Raw genomic sequence first — 19,090 nt, 5'->3', positions numbered from 1 at the left:
TGACCCGCACCTCAACCGGTTGCCCCTGACACCGGTGTGAGCGGGGACGGTGGCCGGAGAGGCCCGAACAACCGGGCCGGTCACCCAGGAGGCAGCTGAAGATGGCGCAGGCATGGAGTTTCCACAGGTATGGCGGGGCCGAGGTGCAGGAGCTCCTCGATCGTCCCGATCCCGCCCCCGGTCGCGGGGAGGTGCTGATCCGGGTCGCCGTCGCCGGGGTCAATCCGCTCGATCACCTGCTGCGCGAGGGTGTGGTCCCCGGACTCGACGGCGGCCGCCCGTTTCCCCGTGTGCTGGGTATGGAGGCGGCAGGAACCGTTCTGGCCCTGGGCGAGGACGTCGACGGGATCGAGGTGGGTGACGCGGTTTTCGGTTTCGCGCTCACCGGTGGCGGAACCTACGCCGAGACGACGGTGCTGTCCGCGCCACACTCCGCGCGCATCCCGGCGGGCCTGTCCGCGACCGTGGCGGCGACGCTGCCGGTGGCCGGGACGACCGCGGTGGACGCGCTCGACCAACTCGACCTCCCGGCCGGTGCCACGCTCCTGGTCAACGGCGTCGGAGGCGGGGTCGGCCTCGCCGTCGCCCGGCTGGCCGTCGAGCGCGGACTTCGGGTGATCGGGACCGGGAGCACCACCAAGCGCGAGTACGCCGAGACCGTCGGGGCGCGGTTCGTCGACTACACCGACGAGGATGTCGTCGCCGTCGCCCGCGAGGTCGTTCCGGACGGCTTCGACGGGATCGTCGACCTGGTCGGCGGTACCTCGCTGCGGACGGTCGCTCCGCTGGCGCGGGACATCCGCACCGTGATCGCCGTCGGTGATCAGTCCGTGCCGGACATCGGCGGTCGTTTCGTCGAGCGCCGCCTCGACCGTGGGAACCTGGAGCGCGCCGCCCGGCTGGCACTCGACGGGGCCCTCACGCCGGTGATCACCGCCGTGTATCCGCTCGCCGAAGCCCCGGCCGCGCTGGCCGCCGTCGAGAACGGTCACGCTCCGGGCAAGATCGTCCTCAAGGTGACCTGAGACGCCGGCCTGTGTCGCCCGTCACCCGATGTCACGAACGAGCCCGCGCCGTCCATCTCGTGGTCGTCAACAGCCGAACGAGGAGGCGACACGATGACTCACCGGATTCTGGTCCTGGGCGCGGGTTACGCGGGCATGGCGGCGGCGGTGCAACTGGCGGCCCGGACCACCCGCCGCGACGACATCGAGGTGACCGTGGTGAACGCGCGGGAGCGGTTCACCGAGCGGCTGCGCCTGCCGATGGCGGCGACCGGCCGGCAGCTCGCCGAGCTGACCATCCCGGACCTGCTGGACGGCACCGGCGCACACTTCGTGCGCGGTCGGGTCACCGCCCTCGACCCGGACGGGAAGACGGTGCGCATCGACCACGAGACCACCCTGCCCTACGACACCCTCGTCTACGGCCTGGGTGCCGTGGCCGACACGACCGTGCCCGGCGCGGACGCCCACGCCCGCACACTCGACAGCGCGCAGGACGCCGAACTGCTGGCCACCCGGCTCGCGGGTCTGCGCCACGGCACGGTCGTGGTCGCCGGTACCGGGCTGACCGGTGTCGAATCGGCTGCCGAGATCGCCGAGCGGCACCCCGGGCTGCACGTCGTGCTGCTGGGCCGCGGCGAACCCGGTGCGGCGATGAACCCGAAGGCCAGGGCGTATGTGCACGCGGCGCTGGAGCGGCTGGGCGTCGAGGTGCGCCGGGCCGAGGTGGTGAAGGTCCTGCCGGACGCGGTCGAGCTGGCCGGTGGCGGCACCGTGGCGGCCGACGTGGTCCTGTGGACCAGCGGGACGCGGGTGGCACCGCTGGCGGCGGCCGCGGGGCTGATGGTGGACGAACGCGGCCGTGTCGTCACCGACGCCACGCTGCGGTCGGTGTCGCATCCGGACGTCTACGCCGTGGGTGACGCGGCCGCGATCCGCCAGGGGTACGGCACCCTGCACGGCACCTGCCAGAGCGGGATGCCGGCCGGCGTGCACGCGGCGCTGTCGATCCTGCGTGCCCGGAAAGGCAAGCGACCCAAGGAGTTTCGCTTCGGCTACTACCACACGCCGGTGAGCCTGGGCCGTCACGACGCCGTCGTGCAGTTCACCCACCCCGACGACCGCCCCCGTCGGATCCACCTCACCGGCCGCATCGCGGTCCGGTACAAGGAAGTGGTGACCGCCTCGCCGTGGCCGACCTACGGCCGCATGAAGAAGATGCCCGCCTCGGGTGCGTTCTGGCCCCGCGGCGGCCGCTTCACCCGGGTGGCGCGATGAGCGAGGAGATCTTCCACCAGCACCGGAACCTGCTGTTCTCGGTCGCCTACCGCGTCCTGGGCAGCGCGGCCGACGCCGAGGACGCCGTGCAGGACGCCTGGATCAAATGGTCGGCCGACGACCGTTCCCAGGTGGCCGATCCGAAGGCGTACCTGGCGCGGATCGTGACCAATCTGGCGCTGGAGCGGCTGCGTTCCACCCGCCACCAGCGAGAGACCTACGTGGGCCCGTGGCTGCCGGAGCCCGTCCTCACCAGCGGCGACACCGCCGACGCCGTCACCGGTGCCGAATCGGTGTCGATGGCGATGCTGGTGGTGCTGGAGACGCTCAGCCCGCTGGAACGCGCGGTGTTCGTGCTCAAGGAGGTCTTCGCCTTCACCCACGCCGAAATCGCCGACGCGGTGGGCCGCTCGGAAGCCGCCGTGCGCCAGGCCGCGCACCGCGCCCGCGAGCACGTGGCCGCCCGCCGTCCCCGGTTCACCACCGACACCGCGAAACGGCGCGAGGTCACCGAGCGGTTCTTCGCGGCCGCGACCGGTGGCGACGTCAACGCGCTGATGGAACTGCTGTCGCCGGACGTCACCGTGTGGACCGACGGCGGCGGCAAGGTGCGCCAGGCCCTCAAACCGGTCGTCGGCGTGGCGAAGGTGGCCGCCTGGTTCGCCGCCCTCGGCACCGTCACCTACGAGGGCGTCGATCCCGCCGACATGCGCGCCGAGATCGCCGAGATCAACGGCGCGCCGGGTCTCGTCTTCCGCGCGCCGGACCGGGTCATCGCCACTCTCACGTTCGACTTCGACGCCAAGAGCCGCATCCGGACCATCCACAACGTGGCCAATCCGGACAAACTCCGCGCCATCGCCGAGGGCGGCACCCGCCACCTCGGCGCGCCGTGACACTGCATAAAGTGCTTGGCATGTACAAGCGTTTCGTGGCCCTCGGCGATTCCTTCACCGAAGGCGTCGGCGACGACGATCCCGCCCGCCCGAACGGCGTGCGCGGCTGGGCCGACCGCGTGGCCGAGCAGCTGGCCGCCGCCGACCCCGAGTTCACCTACGCCAACCTCGCGATCCGGGGACGGCTGCTCGACCAGGTGCTCGCCGAGCAGCTCGAACCCGCGCTCGCGCTGCGCCCGGACCTGGTGTCGATCTACGCCGGGGGCAACGATCTGCTCCGCCCGAAGGCCGGCATCGACGCGCTGGCCGACCGGTTCGCCGCCGCGGTCGGCCGGCTCGCCGAAACCGGCGCGACGGTGCTGCTGTTCACCGGGGTGGACGGCGTCGAGGACCCGGTGTTCCGCAAGCTGCGCGGCCGCACCGCGATCTACAACGAGCACACCAGGGTCATCGCGGCCCGGCACGGCGCCCGCGTCGTGGACATGTGGGCGATGCGGCAGTTGCGGGACCGGCGCCTGTGGTCGGCCGACCGGCTGCACCTCAACGCGCTCGGCCACACCGAGGTCGCGATCGCGGTGCTGGACGTCCTCGGCCGGGAGCACGGGCTCACCCCCGCCGCGCTCGGCCCGCGCGAGGTGATCGACCCGCGGCGGCAGCGCGCGCAAAACCTGCAGTGGGGACGCGAGCACGTCCTGCCCTGGATCGGTCGTCGGCTGCGCGGCGAGTCCTCGGGCGACACGCTGAGCCCGAAACGGCCCGAGCTCTCGCCCCTGGACAGCGTGCGGTCATAGCTCAGTACGCGAGTTCCCCGATGCCGCCGTCCACGCGCAGCACCGTGCCGGCGGTGTAGGCGGACTCGTCCGAGGCGAGGTAGACCGCTGCCTTCGCCAGCTCGGTCGCCGAGCCCAAGCGGTGGAGGGGCACGGTGCGCCGAAGCTCCTCGTAGACGGCGGCCTGGCGCTCGGCACCGAGCGCGGAGAGCGCGTTGGTGACCGTCGGCCCCGGGCTCAGTCCGTTGACCCGGATGCCCCGGTCGGTCAACTCGTAGGTCAGCCCACGGGCGTAGGACAGCAGGCCCGCCTTGGCCGCGCCGTAGACCGTCGCGCCTTCGTGCCCGACGAAGGCGGAAACCGAGCCGACGAGTACGACCGAGGCCCGCCGCGAGAAGAGCGGCAACAGGTGTTTGATCAGGAAGAACGGCGACTTCAGGTTGGTCGCGAGCAGCCTGTCGAACGCCTCCTCGGTCCACTCCTCGATCGGGAGGTGGGTGACGTCGGCGGCGTTGCTCATCAGGATGTCGAGCTTGGGCCACTCCGCCCGCAGCCGCGCCGCGAGCGCCGCCTGGCCGGGCACGTCGCCGGCATCGCTGAGGATGGGCAGCAGGGGACCCTCCAGTTGCCGGGCGGCCTCAGCCAGTTTGTCCGGTGAGCGGCCGGTGATCGCGACAGTGGCTCCTTCGGCGAGGAACTCGCGGGCGGTCGCGAGGCCGATGCCGCTCGTTCCGCCGGTGATCAGTGCGTGCTTTCCGGCGAGGCGTCCCCTGACTGCGCTCCTCAGATCGCGGTCGGCGGCCATCGCTGAATTCTGTGCAGGCGTTCTAAAAGTCACGTGATCGAAGCTACGACTTCTTGAACGCATCGTCAAGAAGTCGTAGTGTCGGATACGTGGCACGCACCGGACGCCCCCGCGAGTTCGACAAGGACCAGACGCTGACGCGCGCACTCGAGCTGTTCTGGTCCCGTGGCTACGGGACGACATCCATCCAGGACCTGGTCGACGCGCTGGGCGTCGAGCGCGGCAGCCTCTACAGGACCTTCGGCGACAAGCGCCGCTTCTACCTCGACGCCGTCCGGCTCTACTGGGACGTGTACGAGCGTCACCTGATCGCCGCGATGGACACCTCCCCGCTGCTCCCGGCGTTGCGCGAGATCCTGACCCACCCGGCACGCCTGGAGGAGTTCATCTCCGACGTGGGCGTCCCGCACGGCTGCCTGGTCGGCAACACCACCGCCGAACTCGTCCCCCACGACAGCGAAGCCACCGAAGTCGTCACCCGCTCCTACCGCCGGTTCACCGAGATCGTCACCGACGCGCTCCGCCGTGGACAGGCCACCGGGGAAGTCACCGGCAACGCCCGGCCCGAGGCCCAAGCCCAGTTGCTGCTCTACATCGTCCAAGGGCTCTCGCTCGTGTCGAGGGCAGGCCTCGACCGGACCGCGGCAGTGGCCGCGATCGACACCGCGATCGAGTCGCTGCGGGCGTGAGGAGTCAGCGGGTGCGCAGCCCGTCGAAGACGATCGCCAGGGTGCGGGTGCGCAGTGCGGCGTCGTCACCGAGGTGCTCGGCGGCCCGGGACGCGCCGACCATCAGTGCGATCAGCTCGCCGACCCCGACGTCCTCCCGCACCGCGCCGGTCCGCTGGGCCCTGGACAGCAACGCTCCCAGCGCGTCTCGTGCCTTCACGCCGACCTCGCCGAGGCGGGGCACCTCGGTGCCCGCGGCGGACAGCGCGTCGGTGTAGGCGTTCTTCACCGCCGCCATCTCCGCCCACCGCCCGAGGAACGCGAAGAAAGCGCTCTCCGGATCATCGGCCGCGGCGAAGGACTGGGCCTCTTCGGCGAACCGGCGCATCCGCTCCATCAGCACCGCCTCCAGCAGTGCCTCCTTGGTCGGGAAGTGCCGGAACACGGTCCCGATGCCCACGCCCGCCTCCCGCGCGACCTCCTCGGTCGGCGCGCCGGTGCCCTTCGCCGCGAACACCGTCTCGGCCGCGGCCAGCACGCGTGCCCGGTTGCGACGGGCGTCGGCGCGCAGCGGCTTCGGTTCGGTCACCGGCGCATCGTAGAACGCCGTGGGGCATCTCCGGGACGCGGTCGCGGGCGGTGATTCGCCGCCGGACCCTGGACATCGTCACTCGGTTGAGGGATCGTTCTCCCGAAGTGAGGCCAGTCACAGAAGGGCTTTCGCGGCATGGTTCTCGGACGCAACGAAGCGGACACCGTTCTCCAGGCACAGACCAGCCAGAAGTCCACGCAGGTGCGGCGCGCGGCGTTCGCCAGCGCGATCGGCACCACCATCGAGTGGTACGACTTCTTCCTCTACAACACGGCCGCGGCGCTGATCTTCCCGCAGCTGTTCTTCCCCGCCTCCTCCAGCTACGCCGGGGCGATGCAGTCCTTCGCCACCTACGCCGTCGGGTTCGCCGCGCGCCCCATCGGCGCGGCGATCTTCGGGTACTGGGGTGACCGGATCGGCCGCAAGGTCACGCTCGTGGTGACGCTGCTGATGATGGGCATCGCCTCCGGCGTCGTCGGTGTACTGCCCGGCGCCGCCACGATCGGGATCGCGGCGCCGATCATCCTGGTGACCCTGCGGCTGATCCAGGGCATCGCGATCGGCGGCGAGTGGAGCGGCTCGGTGCTGCTCGCGATGGAATGGGGTGATCAGCGCAAACGCGGCCTGCTGGGCAGTTTCGCGCAGATCGGCGTGCCGGTCGGGCTGGTGCTCGGCACCGGCGGCATGACCCTGCTCTCGGCGGTGCTCTCCGACGCGGCGTTCGACTCGTGGGGCTGGCGGCTGCCGTTCCTGGCGAGCCTGCTGCTCGTCGCGGTCGGACTTGTGATCCGGCTGCGGATCCTGGAAACACCCATGTTCGCCAAGATCGTGTCGCAGCGGCGCACGTCGCGCAGTCCCGTGACCGACGCGGTGAAGCACCACTGGCGGGAGATCCTGCTCTCGGCCGGGCTGCGCTTCAGCGAGCAGATGCCTTTCTACCTCTACACCAGCTACGTCCTGGTCTATGTGGTGGCCGAGCACGACTACTCGAAGACCTTCGTGCTCAACGCGGTGCTGCTCGGCGCGGCGATGGAGCTGGCGCTGATCCTGTGGTTCTCGCAACTGTCGGACCGGCTGGGACGCAAGCGGATCTACCTGACCGGCTCGATCCTGACCGGGCTGCTGGCGTTCCCGTACTTCGCGATCCTCAAAAACGGCGGCGCGGTGCTCATCTTCGTCGCGATCGTCGTGTCGATGATCCCGCACGCCATGCAGTACGGGCCGCAGGCGGCGCTGATCGGCGAAAGCTTCCCGACCCACCTGCGCTACGGCGGCGCCGGACTGGGCTACCAGCTCGCGTCGGTGTTCGCCGGCGGGCCCGCGCCGCTACTGGCGACGTGGCTGCTGCACGCGACCGGCACGCCGTACTCGATCTCGGCGTACGTGGTGTTCTCGTCGGTGGTCACGATCATCTGCGTGGCACTGCTCAAGGACCGCTCACGCGCCGACATCACCGACGACGCGGTCTATCGCCGCTGAGGAGGGTGAACCAGCCGATCCCGGCGAGCACCGCGGCCGCGATGCCATAGGGCAGCCAGTTCCCCTGCGCGCCCAGCACCCCCACCGAGCCCGGCACGAGGATCGCCAGCGCCAGCACCGTCGCGAGCACCGACCCCCACACCATGCGGCGGCGCTGCCCGGCACGCTCTCCACTCATGCCCCCAGCCTGTCACGAGCGCGGAACTCACGTGCACGAACGTGGAACTCGCCGAGCCCGCGAGTCCCGCCTTCCGGCGCGCGGGTTGAACATTCAGGACGGCGAGCTCCGCGTTCGGGCCGAAACGGCGGAGGGGCCGCACCCGGTCCGGTGCGGCCCCTCCATCAGGTCCTACTGCTGTGGCGGCGCCGAGGGCGGCTGCTGCGGCGGGTACTGGCCGCGCGGCGGATTGCCGTAGTGCTGGCCCGGATTGCGCGTCGGCAGCTGGCCCTGCTGTCCGCCGGCCGGGGGCGGGAACTGCTGGGTCGGCCCCGGGGCCTGGATCGCCGGCGGCTCCGGCTGCGCCTGCGGTGCGGGCGGTTCGGCGGCGGGTGCCTCCTGCGCCTCCTCGGGCGCCGGGGTGGCGGGGTTGCCGCGCAGCGCGCTGGCCGCGGGCGGGACCGGGGGCTGCGACGAGTGCGACATCGGCCCGGGCACCTCCTTGCGGGCCACCGCTTCGGCCTCGCGCACCGCCTCGGCGATGCGCGGGTCGGTGGAGGTGTCGAACCAGCTGGCGACCTCGTCGTCGTCCAGGGTGGGCGGCTCGCCGTCGGCCGGGGCGGGCTCGTACCGGAACACGCCGTCGTCGTCCTGCTTGGCGAACGCGCGGGCGAACTGCTGCAGCGCGTTGCCGTAGTCGCTGGGCACCAGCCACACCTTGTTCGCGTCGCCCTGCGCCATCTGCGGCAGCGTCTGCAGGTACTGGTAGGCCAGCACCTCCGGCGTCGGCTTGCCCGCCTTCACCGCGGCGAACACCTTCTCGATCGCCTTCGCCTGCCCCTGCGCCTGCAGGTAACGGGCGGCCCGTTCACCCTGCGCCCGCAGGATCCGCGACTGCCGCTCCGCCTCGGCCGCCATGATGGTGGCCTGCTTGGACCCCTCCGCCGCGAGGATCTGCGACTGCTTCTGGCCCTCGGCCGTCTTGATCTGCGCTTCCCGCTGACCTTCGGCGTTGAGGATCATCGCGCGCTTCTCCCGGTCGGCGCGCATCTGCTTCTCCATCGAGTCCTGGATGGAGGGCGGCGGGTCGATCGCCTTGAGCTCGACCCGTGCCACCCGGATGCCCCACCGGCCGGTGGCGTCGTCGAGCACGCCGCGCAGCTGGTTGTTGATCTGGTCGCGCGAGGTCAGCGCCGACTCCAGCGTCATGCCGCCGACCACGTTGCGCAGGGTCGTGGTGGTCAGCTGCTCGACACCGACGATGTAGTTGGAGATCTCGTACACCGCGGCGCGGGCGTCGGTGACCTGGAAGTAGACGACGGTGTCGATCGACACCGTCAGGTTGTCCTCGGTGATCACCGGCTGCGGCGGGAACGACACCACCTGCTCGCGCAGGTCGATGCGCGCCCGCACCTTGTCCAAAAACGGCACCAGGAAGTTCAGGCCGGGCGAGGCGACCGACTTGAATCTGCCCAGCCGCTCGATCACCGCGGCCTGGGCCTGCGGGACCACCATGATCGCCTTCGCGATCGTCACGATCACGAACAGGGCGATGACCGCGACAACAATGATCGCTGCGGTTCCCAAAGTCGCTCTCCCCGGTATTCAGGTTGTGGTTACGGCTCGGGCGCCACCACGGCCGTGGCGCCCGCTATCTCTACCACGGTCACGGTCGTGCCGGGTTCGATTCGCTGACCGTCGGCGACCGATCGTGCCGACCACACGTCGCCGGCCAGTTTGACACGCCCGGCGTGGTCGTCCACAACGGACACGACCACGGCCCTGGCCCCGATCAACGCCTCCGTGTTGGTGCGGTGTCCCGCCCCGGCCAGGAACCGGCGCTTGAGCGCGGGCCTGGCCAGGAAGATCAGCGCGCCGGAGGCCACGGCGAAGACGACCGCGTCGACGATGATGTTCCCGGTGATCAGAGCCGCGCCCGCGCCGAAGAGCGCGCCGAGGCCGAGCATCAGCAGGAAGAAGTCGCCGGACAGCACTTCGGCTGCCATCAGCACGATGGCGACGATCAGCCAGACGAGCGCCGGTGTCATGCACCCATCGTGGCAGAAAGTGACCACTCGCGACCAGCGGACGACCCGAAGTGATCCTCGTGTGACCTGCCGGGTTCAGCCATCCGTGTCGGTCACGAAGTCGATCAGCCGCTCGACGGCCCCGATCAGCGGCGTCTCCAGGCCACGGAAGCTGCTCACCCCGGCCAGCACCCGCTGCCACCCCTCCCACGGCTCGCCCCAGCCGAGCGCGGCACAAATGCCTTCCTTCCACGGCGTCCCACGCGGCACGACGGGCCACGCGCGGATCCCCACCGCGGCCGGTTTCACCGCCTGCCACACGTCGACGTAGGGGTGGCCGGTGACCAGCACGTGCTCGTCGCCGATGGCCTCCACGAGGCGGGACTCCTTGCTGCCCGGCACCAGGTGGTCGACCAGCACGCCCAGCCGGCGCCCCGGTCCGGTGCCGAAGTCCTCGATGGCCCCGGCCAGCACGTCGACGCCGTCGAGCGGTTCCACCACGACGCCCTCGACCCGCAGGTCGTGGCCCCACACGCGTTCGACCAGTTCGGCGTCGTGCTTGCCCTCGACCCAGATCCGCGAATCGCGCGCGGTACGGGCCCGGAGCCCCTGCACCTTCACCGATCCCGACGCCGAACGCGCCGAAGCCGGTGACGGCGGGGCGGCTTGGGGCCGCACCAGCGTCACCGGCTTGCCGTCGATCAGGAACCCGGCCGGCTCCAGCGGGAAGACACGGTGCCTGCCGTGGCGGTCCTCGAGCACGACAAGCTCGCGCTCGAACCGGACCACCGCGCCGCAGAAACCGCTTCCCGGTTCCTCGACCACCAACCCGCGCTCCGCCACGACCTCGGGGATCTTGCGTCTGCGCGGGCCGGCGAGGATGTCGTCATAGCTGTGGGAGCGCACGATCCGGCACGGTAGCGCCGGGTTCACCCGTTCGTCGCGCCGCCACGCCGGGCCGCAGCATCACCGCGGCGACCACGAAGGCCGCCGCGACCAGCCCGGTGCCCACCCAGAACGCGAGGCGGTAGCCGGAGGTGAGCGCCTCCGCGGCGGGCACGCCGGTGAGCGATCCGGTGCGGGTGGCGGCGAGCACGGCCAGCACCGACAGGCCCAGCGCGCCCGCGACCTGCTGTGTCGTGTTGAACAGCCCGGACGCGAGCCCGGTGTCCTCGGGCCGCGCGTCCCGCATGCCCAGGCCCATCAGCGCGGGCATCGCCAGGCCGAACCCGAGGCCCATGGCCAGGGTCGGGGCGAGCACGTCGGCCGCGTAGGAACCATCGGCAGGCACCCGGGTCAGCCAGGCCAGCCCGCCGCCGATGGAGACCAGCCCGGCCAGCAGGACGCGGAAGTCACCGAAGCGCGTGCTCACCCGCGGCGACACGGCCAGCGAGACCAGCGCGATCATCGCGGCGATCGGCACCATCGCCAGCCCGGTCGCCTGCGCGCTCAGGTTCAGGACCTGCCGCAGGTAGAGCACGACGAGGAACTGGAACGCGAACATCGCCGCCACCAGCAGCGCCATCGTCAGGTTCGCGCCGGACAGGCCGCGCGAGGCGAAGATCCGCAGCGGCAGCAGCGGGTCGCGCGCCCGGGACTGGCGGACGAGGAAGGCGGCCAGCAGCACCAGCGACACCGCGCCGGTCCCGAGCGTCTGCCCGAGACCGTGGGACTCGACGCCGACGATCGTGTACACGCCGAGCATCAGCGCCGCGGTCACCAGCACCGCGCCCAGCCAGTCCGCGCCCGCGCGGAAGCCGAGGCCGCGGTCGTTCTCCAGCACCCGCAGCGCGACCACCCCGGCGAGGAGGCCGATCGGCAGGTTGATCAGGAAGATCCAGTGCCAGCTCAGCGCCTGCGTGAGCACCCCGCCGGCCATGCTGCCGATCGAGCCGCCCGCGGCCTGCACGAAGCTGAACGTGCCCAGCGCCCTGGCCCGCCCGGCCGGTTCCGGGAACAGCCGGACCACCATGCCCAGCGCGACCGCGGTCGATGCCGCGCCACCGGCGCCCTGCAGGAACCGCGCCGCCAGCAGGGTTTCCGGGTTCCAGGCCAGCCCGGCGAGCAATGAGGCCAGGGTGAACACCCCCATCCCGGCGAGGAAGACGCGCCGTCGCCCGGCGAGGTCGCCCAGGCGCCCGGCGAGCAGCAGCAGCCCGCCGAACGGGATCGCGTAGGCGTTGACGACCCAGGACAGGTTCGTCTGCGTGAAACCCAGGTCGTCGCGGATCGCGGGCAGGGCGACGTTCACGATCGTCTGGTCGAGCACGATCATCAGGGTCTGCGCGGACAGCACGGCGAGCGCGATCCACCGCGACCGTCCGGCCGGCTGATCGAGCGACATGGCGTTGACCTCCATAGGGGCACGAAATGTAACTGGGGCCATGATGTGGGCCCACGATCGTGCCCGGAAGAAGGCAGTTTCCTGTCACAGAGGAACACCGGTGTGCCTCTCCAGGTCCCGGCTGTGGTCCTGTGAGACACGCCACCGGGCGCCATGGGGAACGACTGGTAACAGAGGGGCGCGCATGGAACCATGGCGGCATGGCTGACACCGCTTCCCCGGTCACCGAGGCGTGCCCGATCGTCGAGGTGCTCGACCACGTCGCGGGCAAATGGGCGATCGGGATCCTGGTCGCCGCCGCGCACGGCCCGGTCCGCTTCACCGCACTGGAGCGCGAGGTCGAGGGCATCAGCCGCCGCATGCTGACGCTGACCCTGCGCAAACTGGAACGCGACGGCCTGCTGGTCCGCACCGTGTACCCGACGGTGCCGCCGCGCGTGGAGTACACGCTGACCGACATCGCCCGCGAGCTGCACCAGACGCTCGTCGGACTGACCTCATGGGCGGAGAAGCACCGCGGCACGATCGCCGAGGCCCGCCGTTCCTACGACCGCCACTCCGCGACGCCCTGACCGCCCGCGCGCTGGGGTCACTCCACCCGGGCGGGCTGCTCCTCGGCGGGCGCCTCGTCCTCGCCCGGCAGGTGCACGTCGTTGACGGTGATGTCGACCTCGACCACTTCGAGCGCGGTCATCTGCTCGATCGCGGTGATCGTATTGGCCCGCACCGCCCGCGCCAGGTCGGCGATGGACACGCCGTACTCGACGACGAGCTGCAGGTCCACGGCCGCCTGCTTCTCCCCGACCTCGACCGACACCCCCTGGCCGGCACTGCCGCTGGCGCCCGGGATGCGCTCGCGCAGCACGCCGAACGCCCGCGCCGCACCACCTCCCAGGTCGTACACGCCAGGGATCTCGCGGGCGGCCAGACCCGCGATCTTCTGCACCACCGTGCTCGCGATCGTGGTGGTTCCCTGGCTGGTCACCAACGGACCCGCGGCGCTGGTGTTCGCTTCGGTCATCGTTGTTCCCCTTTCCGGCATGCCTGCGCAACCACCACCCAACGCTACGCAAGAGGCGCGGGGAAGGTCAGAACAGCGGCCAGGGAATGGCCCGCCAGTCGTCGCCCGGTTCCGGGAACACGCCGGTGGCCACGAGCATCTCGGCGCGCTCCGCGACCGCGCTGATCTCCAGTTTGGTCAGGTGCGGGGCCAGGCGCTCGCCCAGGTCACCCTCGATCCGGCCGGGCAGGGCACGCAGCTTGTCCAGCGTCTCCTCCGGCAGCGGATCACCCACCCAGCCCCACAGCACGGTGCGCAGCTTCGGTTCGGCGTGCAGGCAGATGCCGTGGTCGACGCCGTACACCGCGCCGTCGGCACCGGGCAGGATGTGCCCGCCCTTGCGGTCGGTGTTGTTGGCGATGATGTCCAGCACGGCCAGGTCCCGCATGCCCGGGTGGTCGGCGTGCGCGAGCACCGCGGGCTCACCGAGCCGGTCGTGGGCGTGCAGCACGATCCGCCAGTCGCCGGGCACGTCCTTCGGGGCCCGCACGTCGATCAGGTCGTCGTCGGTGGTCTCCACCCACAACTGGACCATGCCCTCGCCGAAGGGGCCGTCGCGCAGCACGGTCGGCGGCACCCGGCCCAGCCCGGAGGACTCGGCCAGCACGGCGGTGGCGACCTCGCGCCCGGCGAGGGTGCCGTCCGGGAAGTCCCACAGCGGCCGTTCCCCGGACACCGGCTTGTAGACCGCCTCCGCCGACAATCCGTCGAGCTCGATCGAGCAGAACAGCGTCACGTTCGAGGCGTCGACCAGACGGCCTTCCACGGTCAGGCGGCCACGGGTCAGCAGCTCCCTGGCGCCGGGATCGGCCGGGCCGACCGATGGGGCCACGGTCTCAGCTCTCGTCGGTGAGGTCGGAGTTGCGCCGGTACCCGTTCTGCCGCGGGCAGATGTGACCCTCCGGGTCGAGCGGCTCCCCGCACAGCGGGCACGGTTTGCGGCCGGCACGCACCACGCGGTCCGCGCGCTCGGCGAACGCGCGTGCCGCGACCGGGCTGAGGAACACGCGCACCGCGTCCGGGCCCTCCTCGGTGTCGTCGAGCACGACCGTCTCGTCGACCTCGCCCTCGGTGATCGCGAGCAGCTCGATCACGACGGCGCTGGTCTCGGCGTCCCAGCCCAGGCCCATCGTGCCGACGCGGAACTCCTCCTCCACCGGAACGTCCAGCGGGTCGACGTCGACGAAGTCGTCCGGCACGGTTTCGGGCACCTCGGCGTCGAAGCGCGCGACGATCTCCTCCAGCAGCGAGGACAGGCGCTCGGCGAGCACCTGCACCTGCTGCTTCTCGATCGTCACGCTGACCGTGCGGACGTCCTGGGTGGCCTGCAGATAGAAAGTACGGTCGCCCGGTTCCCCGACGGTCCCTGCGACGAACCGGTCGGGCTGGCGGAAGACGTGGATTACACGAGCCATGGCACCCCCGACCCTATGCCACAGTTTCATGATCGGCATCCGCCGCCCCCGCTTGCTCCTTGGTTAGAGTGCGTCGGTGGCTGAAACCGCGCCGTACGGCACCTGGACCTCACCCGTCTCCGCCGCCGACGTCGCCGCCGCGGGCGGTGGCGCGCAGTGGCTCGACGTCGTCGGCGGCACCGTCTGGTGGGCCGAGGCGCGCCCCGCCGAGGGCGGCAGGCTCGCCCTCGTTCGTGCAGGTCAGGACGGCGCGGTCGAGGAGATGCTGCCCGCCCCGTGGAACGCCAGGAACCGGGTGCACGAGTACGGCGGCCGCCCCTGGCTGGTCACCGGCGACGCCGCGGACACGGTGGTCTTCACCCACTGGGACGACCAGCGCGTCTACGCCCGCCACCTGGACAGCGGCGAGGTGGTTCCGCTCACAGCTGAACCCGCTGTGCCGCAGGGCGTCCGGTTCGGGGACCTGCGGCAGGGTCCGGACGGTGCAGTGTGGGCGGTCCGCGAGACGAGCACCGGGCCGGCGCGCACCGACATCCGCCGCGATCTGGTGTCGCTGAGCGGCGGTGAGGTCGTCTCGCTCGCCGCGAGCCACCACTTCCTCACCGCGCCACAGCTTTCCCCGGACGGACGGCACGCCGCGTGGCTGGGCTGGGAGCACCCGCACATGCCGTGGGACGAGACCGAGCTGTGCGTCGCCGAAGTGCGGCCGGACGGCGGTTTCGGCCCGCACCAGGTGCTCGCCGGAGGTCACGGCGTGTCGGTCTGCCAGCTGGAGTGGGAGGACGCGGACACGCTGCTCGCGCTGCTGGACCCGGACGGCTGGTGGAACCTGCACCGCATCTCCCTCGACGGGACGAGCACCGCGCTCGCCCCGGCCGAACGGGAACTGGGCGGGCCGCTGTGGAAGATCGGCTCGAACTGGTTCGTGCCGCTGGGATCGGGCAGGCACGCGGTGCTGGACTCCGGCCGCCTCGCCGTGCTGGACGAGAACACCGGCTCGGTCACGCCCGTCGCGGAACACCTGACCAGCTGGGCACCCGCGCTGGCCCCGCTCGGCAACGGTGTCGCCGGCATCGCGTCCGGGCCCCGGCACGAGAGCACCGTGGTGCACGTCGACCTGACCAGTGGCGCGATCACCGAACTGACCACGGCCACACACCCGCTGCCGCCCGCCGACTACCTGCCGGTGCCCCAGGAGCGGATGTTCCCCGGCCGGGACGGCGTCGAGATCCCGGCCTTCGTCTACCCACCGACCAATCCCGGCTTCACCGCGCCCGAGGGCGAGCGCCCGCCGTACCTGGTGCACGTCCACGGCGGGCCGACCGGGCGCGTCTTCGGTGACCTGGACCTGGACTTCGCCTATTTCACCAGCCGTGGGATCGGGATCGTCGCGGTCAACTACGGCGGTTCGGTCGGTTACGGCCGTGGCTACCGGGAGCGGCTGCGCGAGGAGTGGGGCGTGGTCGACGTGCGGGACTGCGTCACCGTCGCCGAGGCGCTGGCGGCCGAGGGCACCGCCGACCCGGCGCGGCTCGGGATCCGCGGCGGGAGCGCGGGCGGCTACACCTCGGCCGCCTCGATGACGAGCGTGACGACCTACCGCGCGGCGACGATCAAGTACCCGATCCTCGACCTGGCCGAGTGGACCGGCGACGGCGGCGAGACCCACGATTTCGAGTCCCAGTACGTGTTCGGGCTCGTCGGACCACTGCCGGAAACCCGGGACCGGTACGTGGAGCGCTCGCCGCTGCGGCACGCCGGGGACCTGGCCGGGCCGGTGCTGCTGTTGCAGGGCCTGGACGACCAGATCTGCCCGCCCGACCAGGCCGACCGGTTCGTGCGCTCGCTGGCTGGCAGCGGGATTCCGCACGCCTACCTGACGTTCGCGGGCGAGCAGCACGGGTTCCGGCGGGCGGAGACGATGATCGCCGCACTGGAGGCGGAGTTGTCCTTCTACGGGCAGATCTTCGGGTTCGCGACGCCGGAGGTGCCGAAGCTGGAGCTGCGGTCGTGACCACCGTGGCCCTGGTGGCACCGGCCGGGCCGGTGCCACCGGAGCGGCTGGACCGGGCGCTGGCGGCGCTCGATGGCTGGGGCCTGCGGGTGAAGAACCTGGTGACACCGGGCTCGCGGGCCGCGCCCTACCTCGCCGACACCGACGCGGTGCGGGCGAAGCTGTTCACCGAGGCGTGGCTCGACCCCGACGTGAGTATCGTGATCGCGGCGCGCGGCGGCTACGGCACGCAGCGGATGCTCGATGTGCTGGACTGGCCCGCGTTGCGCGGCGCGGGCCCGAAGGTGTTCGCCGGGTCCAGCGACGTGACCGCCCTGCACGCGGCGATCCACGCGCACCTGGGCCTGCCGACGTTGTTCTCCCCCATGCCCGCCGGGGACTTCTGGGACGACGCCGGCGGTGCAGGGTTGCGCCGGGCCCTGGTCGAACCGGGGCCGGTCACGCTGACGGGCACCGACGCGCTGGTCCCGGGAACGGCCCGCGGACGGCTCCTCGGCGGGAACCTGAGCTTGCTGGCCTCCAGCGTCGGCACACCCGAGCAGGGCAGCGCGCGCGGTGCGCTCGTGGTGCTGGAGGATGTGACGGAACCGGTGTACCGGCTGGACCGGATGCTGACGCAGCTTCTGCGGTCCGGCTGGTTCGACGGCGTCGCCGGGGTGGTGCTGGGCACGTGGACCCGGTGTGGTGATCCGGCGGAGGTGCGGGCGCTGATGCTGGACCGGCTGGCGCCGCTGGGCGTTCCGGTGCTGGGCGGGGTGCCGTTCGGACACGTGACGGGGTCCCTGACGGTGCCGCTGGGGGTGGCGGCGGCGCTGGACACGGCGCAGCTGCGGGTGGTGGCCGATGCGCCTTGACGGGGAGGAGGCCCGGTCGCGGTTCGCCGCGGCGCGGGTGGCGCGGCTGGCGACGGTGTCCGCGGACGGGCAGCCGCATCTGGTGCCGGTGACGTTCGCGGTGTCCGGGGACGGGATCGTGTTCGCGATCGACCACAAACCGAAGTCGACGCACGCCCTGCGGCGGCTGGCCAACATCGCGGCCAACCCGGCCGTGAGCTTCCTGGCTGACATCTATGACGAGGACTGGACCCGGCTGTGGTGGGTCCGGGCCGACGGTGTCGCGTCGATCGAGGAGCCAGGGCCGGTGGATGCGCTGGTCGCGAAGTACGCGCAGTACGCGGAGCGACCGCCGGAGGGTCCGGTGGTGCGCACCCGCGTGACCCGGTGGAGCGGCTGGGCCGGGGTGGCCTGAACCGGACGAACGCGACCTCCGGCGGTGACGCGATCACTACGATCGGTGCATGACATCCTGGCGTGTGGCCGCGATCGTCCCGGTGTTCGTGCTGGCGGCGGCCTGCTCGGGCGAGCCGGCGACCCCGAACACCGTGGTGTATGAGGTCACCGGCTCCGGGCCGATCGCGTGGATCAAGTTCATCACCGACGGCAGCACCGAGCTGCAGGAGAGCAACCTGACCCCGCCGTGGACGAAGACGTTCACCCTGCCCGCCGAGGGCACGCAGAAGCTGCAACTGCTGATCCGGCCGGCGGGCGAACACGAGCTGCAGGCGTCGATCGAGGTGAACGGCAGTCCGCTGACCAGCGGCGCGAGCGCAGGCTCCGACGGCGGCGGCACGATGTCCCTGAGCGGCGAGCTACGCGGCGACTGACGGCGCGGTCACTCCACGGCGTGTCCGCGAGCAACTGGCATCTCCCTCTCGGCTGGCATCCACTTCTCGATTCGCATACACTTTCCGTATAGAAAGTTCTTGCGGATGGGAGGTCACTTGATGTCCGACACACCCGAACTCGACCAGGTCGCCGACGCGCGGCGCCGTCTCGCGGTCCACGCCCAGTTCCCCGTCGCCTACTGGGTGTTCTTCGGGGTCGGCCTGGTGGTGTTGGCCGGGCTCCCGATCTGGACGACTTGGCTGGGTGATTCCCCGTACGTGCCGTGGGCGCTCGCGGCACTGGCCATTGCCTCGGCGGTCTACTCCTGTAGCCGGCGCCGCCGGTCGGGGGTCCACCTCCGCAAGCGGATCAGCGCCTACCCCAGCGCCTGGCCGATCTGGCTGACCTCGGTCTCCGTCGCGACGGTCGGGTTCTTCGGCATCTACGCGCTCGTCCACGCCGGACAGCGTGGGATCGCGCTCGCGGTGCTCCCGCTCGTGGCGATCGCCGTGTTCGTCAGTGAGGTCAAGACCCGTTCGGCAATGCGACGGGACATCGAAGCCGGCCGGGTCAGGCCGTGACGAATCCCGGTCCCGGCCGGGACCCGATCTTCGAGGCCGGGCCCCGGCTGGCGCTGTGTGCGTTGCTGCAGGGCGCGGAATGGGTCGACTTCGCCACGGCCAGGAGCATGCTTGGCGTGAGTGATTCCGCGGTCTCCAAACACAGCCGCACGCTGGAGGAGGCGGGCTACCTCGAAGTGCGCAAGGGTTCGGTGGGCAGACGGCCACGGACCTGGTTCCGGCTGACACCGGACGGTCACGCCGCGATCCGCGGTCACCTGGACTGGCTCTCCCAGCTGCGCCACGCCCTGGACCGGACCTGAGATCGCTCCGCGGCCGCCGCGTTGACCGATCGGC

At 71.5% G+C, this 19,090-nt stretch carries 23 protein-coding genes; 13 read left to right on the top strand and 10 right to left on the bottom strand.

Annotated features, from left to right (window positions below; translation table 11 throughout):
* The first annotated feature begins 101 nt into the window (after positions 1-101).
* The 4 genes from HNR02_RS26485 (at position 102) to HNR02_RS26470 (ending at position 3,969) form a co-directional block, all read left to right on the top strand.
* Positions 102-1,025 carry an NADP-dependent oxidoreductase gene (locus tag HNR02_RS26485; protein WP_179776299.1) on the top strand — a complete coding sequence of 308 codons (924 nt, stop codon included), beginning with the start codon at positions 102-104 and terminating at the stop codon, positions 1,023-1,025.
* Between the two features lie 93 nt (positions 1,026-1,118).
* A complete protein-coding gene (locus tag HNR02_RS26480) occupies positions 1,119-2,282 on the top strand; it encodes an NAD(P)/FAD-dependent oxidoreductase (protein ID WP_179776298.1) in 1,164 nt (387 codons plus the stop codon).
* Entirely contained in the window at positions 2,279-3,178 is a 900-nt protein-coding gene (locus HNR02_RS26475) for an RNA polymerase sigma-70 factor (protein ID WP_179776297.1), read from the top strand. Before HNR02_RS26480 ends, HNR02_RS26475 begins: the two co-directional genes overlap by 4 nt.
* A 20-nt stretch (positions 3,179-3,198) precedes the next feature.
* Positions 3,199-3,969 carry an SGNH/GDSL hydrolase family protein gene (locus HNR02_RS26470; RefSeq protein ID WP_179776296.1) on the top strand — a complete coding sequence of 257 codons (771 nt, stop codon included), beginning with the start codon at positions 3,199-3,201 and terminating at the stop codon, positions 3,967-3,969.
* A gap of 1 nt (position 3,970) precedes the next feature.
* Here the strand turns inward: HNR02_RS26470 and HNR02_RS26465 are convergent, their stop codons facing one another.
* Complete coding sequence (locus HNR02_RS26465) at positions 3,971-4,753, bottom strand: SDR family oxidoreductase (protein ID WP_179776295.1); 783 nt, start codon at positions 4,751-4,753, stop codon at positions 3,971-3,973.
* An 89-nt stretch (positions 4,754-4,842) separates the two neighbouring features.
* On the opposite strand from HNR02_RS26465, the gene HNR02_RS26460 reads away from it, so the two are divergent.
* Entirely contained in the window at positions 4,843-5,442 is a 600-nt protein-coding gene (locus tag HNR02_RS26460; protein WP_179776294.1) for a TetR/AcrR family transcriptional regulator, read from the top strand.
* 4 nt (positions 5,443-5,446) lie between these two features.
* Here HNR02_RS26460 and HNR02_RS26455 read toward each other — a convergent pair whose 3' ends face one another.
* Positions 5,447-6,010, bottom strand: a complete 564-nt coding sequence (locus HNR02_RS26455; protein ID WP_179776293.1) for a TetR/AcrR family transcriptional regulator — start codon at positions 6,008-6,010, stop codon at positions 5,447-5,449.
* A gap of 138 nt (positions 6,011-6,148) precedes the next feature.
* Here HNR02_RS26455 and HNR02_RS26450 point away from each other — a divergent pair, with 138 nt between their 5' ends.
* Complete coding sequence (locus HNR02_RS26450) at positions 6,149-7,492, top strand: MFS transporter (RefSeq protein ID WP_179776292.1); 1,344 nt, start codon at positions 6,149-6,151, stop codon at positions 7,490-7,492.
* Here HNR02_RS26450 and HNR02_RS26445 read toward each other — a convergent pair.
* From HNR02_RS26445 to HNR02_RS26425, 5 genes are all read right to left on the bottom strand, one after another.
* Positions 7,464-7,670, bottom strand: coding sequence for a hypothetical protein (locus HNR02_RS26445; RefSeq protein ID WP_179776291.1), 207 nt, complete (start codon positions 7,668-7,670; stop codon positions 7,464-7,466). The two genes, HNR02_RS26450 and HNR02_RS26445, sit on opposite strands and share 29 nt — an antisense overlap.
* A 171-nt stretch (positions 7,671-7,841) precedes the next feature.
* Complete coding sequence (locus HNR02_RS26440) at positions 7,842-9,236, bottom strand: SPFH domain-containing protein (RefSeq protein ID WP_179776290.1); 1,395 nt, start codon at positions 9,234-9,236, stop codon at positions 7,842-7,844.
* 29 nt (positions 9,237-9,265) lie between these two features.
* On the bottom strand, positions 9,266-9,697 hold the full coding sequence (locus tag HNR02_RS26435) for an NfeD family protein (RefSeq protein ID WP_179776289.1): 432 nt from the start codon (positions 9,695-9,697) through the stop codon (positions 9,266-9,268).
* Positions 9,698-9,772: 75 nt separating this feature from the next.
* Positions 9,773-10,582, bottom strand: a complete 810-nt coding sequence (locus HNR02_RS26430) for a DUF3097 domain-containing protein (protein ID WP_179776288.1) — start codon at positions 10,580-10,582, stop codon at positions 9,773-9,775.
* On the bottom strand, positions 10,563-12,020 hold the full coding sequence (locus HNR02_RS26425; protein ID WP_179776287.1) for an MFS transporter: 1,458 nt from the start codon (positions 12,018-12,020) through the stop codon (positions 10,563-10,565). The genes HNR02_RS26430 and HNR02_RS26425 overlap by 20 nt, the downstream gene beginning before the upstream one ends.
* 200 nt (positions 12,021-12,220) lie before the next feature.
* Between HNR02_RS26425 and HNR02_RS26420 the strand changes: the two genes are divergently transcribed.
* Positions 12,221-12,592 carry a winged helix-turn-helix transcriptional regulator gene (locus HNR02_RS26420; RefSeq protein ID WP_179776286.1) on the top strand — a complete coding sequence of 124 codons (372 nt, stop codon included), beginning with the start codon at positions 12,221-12,223 and terminating at the stop codon, positions 12,590-12,592.
* A gap of 17 nt (positions 12,593-12,609) precedes the next feature.
* On the opposite strand, the gene HNR02_RS26415 is transcribed toward HNR02_RS26420, so the two are convergent.
* The 3 genes from HNR02_RS26415 to HNR02_RS26405 all read right to left on the bottom strand — a co-directional run bounded on the left by HNR02_RS26415 (position 12,610) and on the right by HNR02_RS26405 (position 14,495).
* Positions 12,610-13,041 (bottom strand): Asp23/Gls24 family envelope stress response protein, encoded by a 432-nt coding sequence (locus HNR02_RS26415; protein WP_246339279.1) that lies wholly within the window; start codon positions 13,039-13,041, stop codon positions 12,610-12,612.
* Between the two features lie 67 nt (positions 13,042-13,108).
* Positions 13,109-13,912, bottom strand: a complete 804-nt coding sequence (locus HNR02_RS26410) for an Rv2133c family protein (protein ID WP_376772945.1) — start codon at positions 13,910-13,912, stop codon at positions 13,109-13,111.
* A gap of 4 nt (positions 13,913-13,916) precedes the next feature.
* A complete protein-coding gene (locus HNR02_RS26405) occupies positions 13,917-14,495 on the bottom strand; it encodes an Rv2134c family protein (RefSeq protein ID WP_179776284.1) in 579 nt (192 codons plus the stop codon).
* 76 nt (positions 14,496-14,571) lie between these two features.
* Between HNR02_RS26405 and HNR02_RS26400 the strand changes: the two genes are divergently transcribed.
* The 6 genes from HNR02_RS26400 (at position 14,572) to HNR02_RS26375 (ending at position 19,056) form a co-directional block, all read left to right on the top strand.
* The gene (locus tag HNR02_RS26400) at positions 14,572-16,509 is read left to right on the top strand and encodes a S9 family peptidase (protein ID WP_179776283.1); all 1,938 of its coding nucleotides are present in this window, start codon (positions 14,572-14,574) and stop codon (positions 16,507-16,509) included.
* Positions 16,506-17,363 (top strand): S66 peptidase family protein, encoded by an 858-nt coding sequence (locus HNR02_RS26395; RefSeq protein WP_179776282.1) that lies wholly within the window; start codon positions 16,506-16,508, stop codon positions 17,361-17,363. Before HNR02_RS26400 ends, HNR02_RS26395 begins: the two co-directional genes overlap by 4 nt.
* Positions 17,353-17,757, top strand: coding sequence for a TIGR03668 family PPOX class F420-dependent oxidoreductase (locus tag HNR02_RS26390; RefSeq protein WP_179776281.1), 405 nt, complete (start codon positions 17,353-17,355; stop codon positions 17,755-17,757). Before HNR02_RS26395 ends, HNR02_RS26390 begins: the two co-directional genes overlap by 11 nt.
* Positions 17,758-17,806: 49 nt before the next feature.
* Complete coding sequence (locus tag HNR02_RS26385; protein WP_179776280.1) at positions 17,807-18,172, top strand: C2 domain-containing protein; 366 nt, start codon at positions 17,807-17,809, stop codon at positions 18,170-18,172.
* A gap of 120 nt (positions 18,173-18,292) precedes the next feature.
* Positions 18,293-18,754 (top strand): hypothetical protein, encoded by a 462-nt coding sequence (locus tag HNR02_RS26380; RefSeq protein ID WP_179776279.1) that lies wholly within the window; start codon positions 18,293-18,295, stop codon positions 18,752-18,754.
* Positions 18,751-19,056: a winged helix-turn-helix domain-containing protein gene (locus HNR02_RS26375; RefSeq protein ID WP_179776278.1), complete on the top strand. Its 306-nt coding sequence runs from the start codon at positions 18,751-18,753 to the stop codon at positions 19,054-19,056. The genes HNR02_RS26380 and HNR02_RS26375 overlap by 4 nt, the downstream gene beginning before the upstream one ends.
* Positions 19,057-19,090 lie beyond the last annotated feature (34 nt).

Origin of the sequence: Amycolatopsis endophytica (assembly GCF_013410405.1) — a bacterium.
Classification (GTDB): Bacteria; Actinomycetota; Actinomycetes; order Mycobacteriales; family Pseudonocardiaceae; genus Amycolatopsis_E; species Amycolatopsis_E endophytica.
The sequence above is the reverse complement of the archived record's forward strand: the minus strand, read 5'-3'. Positions and strand labels throughout refer to the sequence as shown.

Excerpts from the sequence above, each read along its gene's own strand:
- HNR02_RS26425 (WP_179776287.1), bottom strand. The coding sequence starts at position 12,020 with ATGTCGCTCGATCAGCCGGCCGGACGGTCGCGGTGGATCGCGCTCGCC.
- HNR02_RS26385 (WP_179776280.1), top strand. The coding sequence starts at position 17,807 with ATGACATCCTGGCGTGTGGCCGCGATCGTCCCGGTGTTCGTGCTGGCG.
- HNR02_RS26380 (WP_179776279.1), top strand. The coding sequence starts at position 18,293 with ATGTCCGACACACCCGAACTCGACCAGGTCGCCGACGCGCGGCGCCGT.
- HNR02_RS26480 (WP_179776298.1), top strand. The coding sequence starts at position 1,119 with ATGACTCACCGGATTCTGGTCCTGGGCGCGGGTTACGCGGGCATGGCG.
- HNR02_RS26445 (WP_179776291.1), bottom strand. The coding sequence starts at position 7,670 with ATGAGTGGAGAGCGTGCCGGGCAGCGCCGCCGCATGGTGTGGGGGTCG.
- HNR02_RS26420 (WP_179776286.1), top strand. The coding sequence starts at position 12,221 with ATGGCTGACACCGCTTCCCCGGTCACCGAGGCGTGCCCGATCGTCGAG.
- HNR02_RS26390 (WP_179776281.1), top strand. The coding sequence starts at position 17,353 with ATGCGCCTTGACGGGGAGGAGGCCCGGTCGCGGTTCGCCGCGGCGCGG.
- HNR02_RS26475 (WP_179776297.1), top strand. The coding sequence starts at position 2,279 with ATGAGCGAGGAGATCTTCCACCAGCACCGGAACCTGCTGTTCTCGGTC.
- HNR02_RS26415 (WP_246339279.1), bottom strand. The coding sequence starts at position 13,041 with ATGACCGAAGCGAACACCAGCGCCGCGGGTCCGTTGGTGACCAGCCAG.
- HNR02_RS26450 (WP_179776292.1), top strand. The coding sequence starts at position 6,149 with ATGGTTCTCGGACGCAACGAAGCGGACACCGTTCTCCAGGCACAGACC.
- HNR02_RS26465 (WP_179776295.1), bottom strand. The coding sequence starts at position 4,753 with ATGGCCGCCGACCGCGATCTGAGGAGCGCAGTCAGGGGACGCCTCGCC.
- HNR02_RS26485 (WP_179776299.1), top strand. The coding sequence starts at position 102 with ATGGCGCAGGCATGGAGTTTCCACAGGTATGGCGGGGCCGAGGTGCAG.
- HNR02_RS26470 (WP_179776296.1), top strand. The coding sequence starts at position 3,199 with ATGTACAAGCGTTTCGTGGCCCTCGGCGATTCCTTCACCGAAGGCGTC.
- HNR02_RS26435 (WP_179776289.1), bottom strand. The coding sequence starts at position 9,697 with ATGACACCGGCGCTCGTCTGGCTGATCGTCGCCATCGTGCTGATGGCA.
- HNR02_RS26405 (WP_179776284.1), bottom strand. The coding sequence starts at position 14,495 with ATGGCTCGTGTAATCCACGTCTTCCGCCAGCCCGACCGGTTCGTCGCA.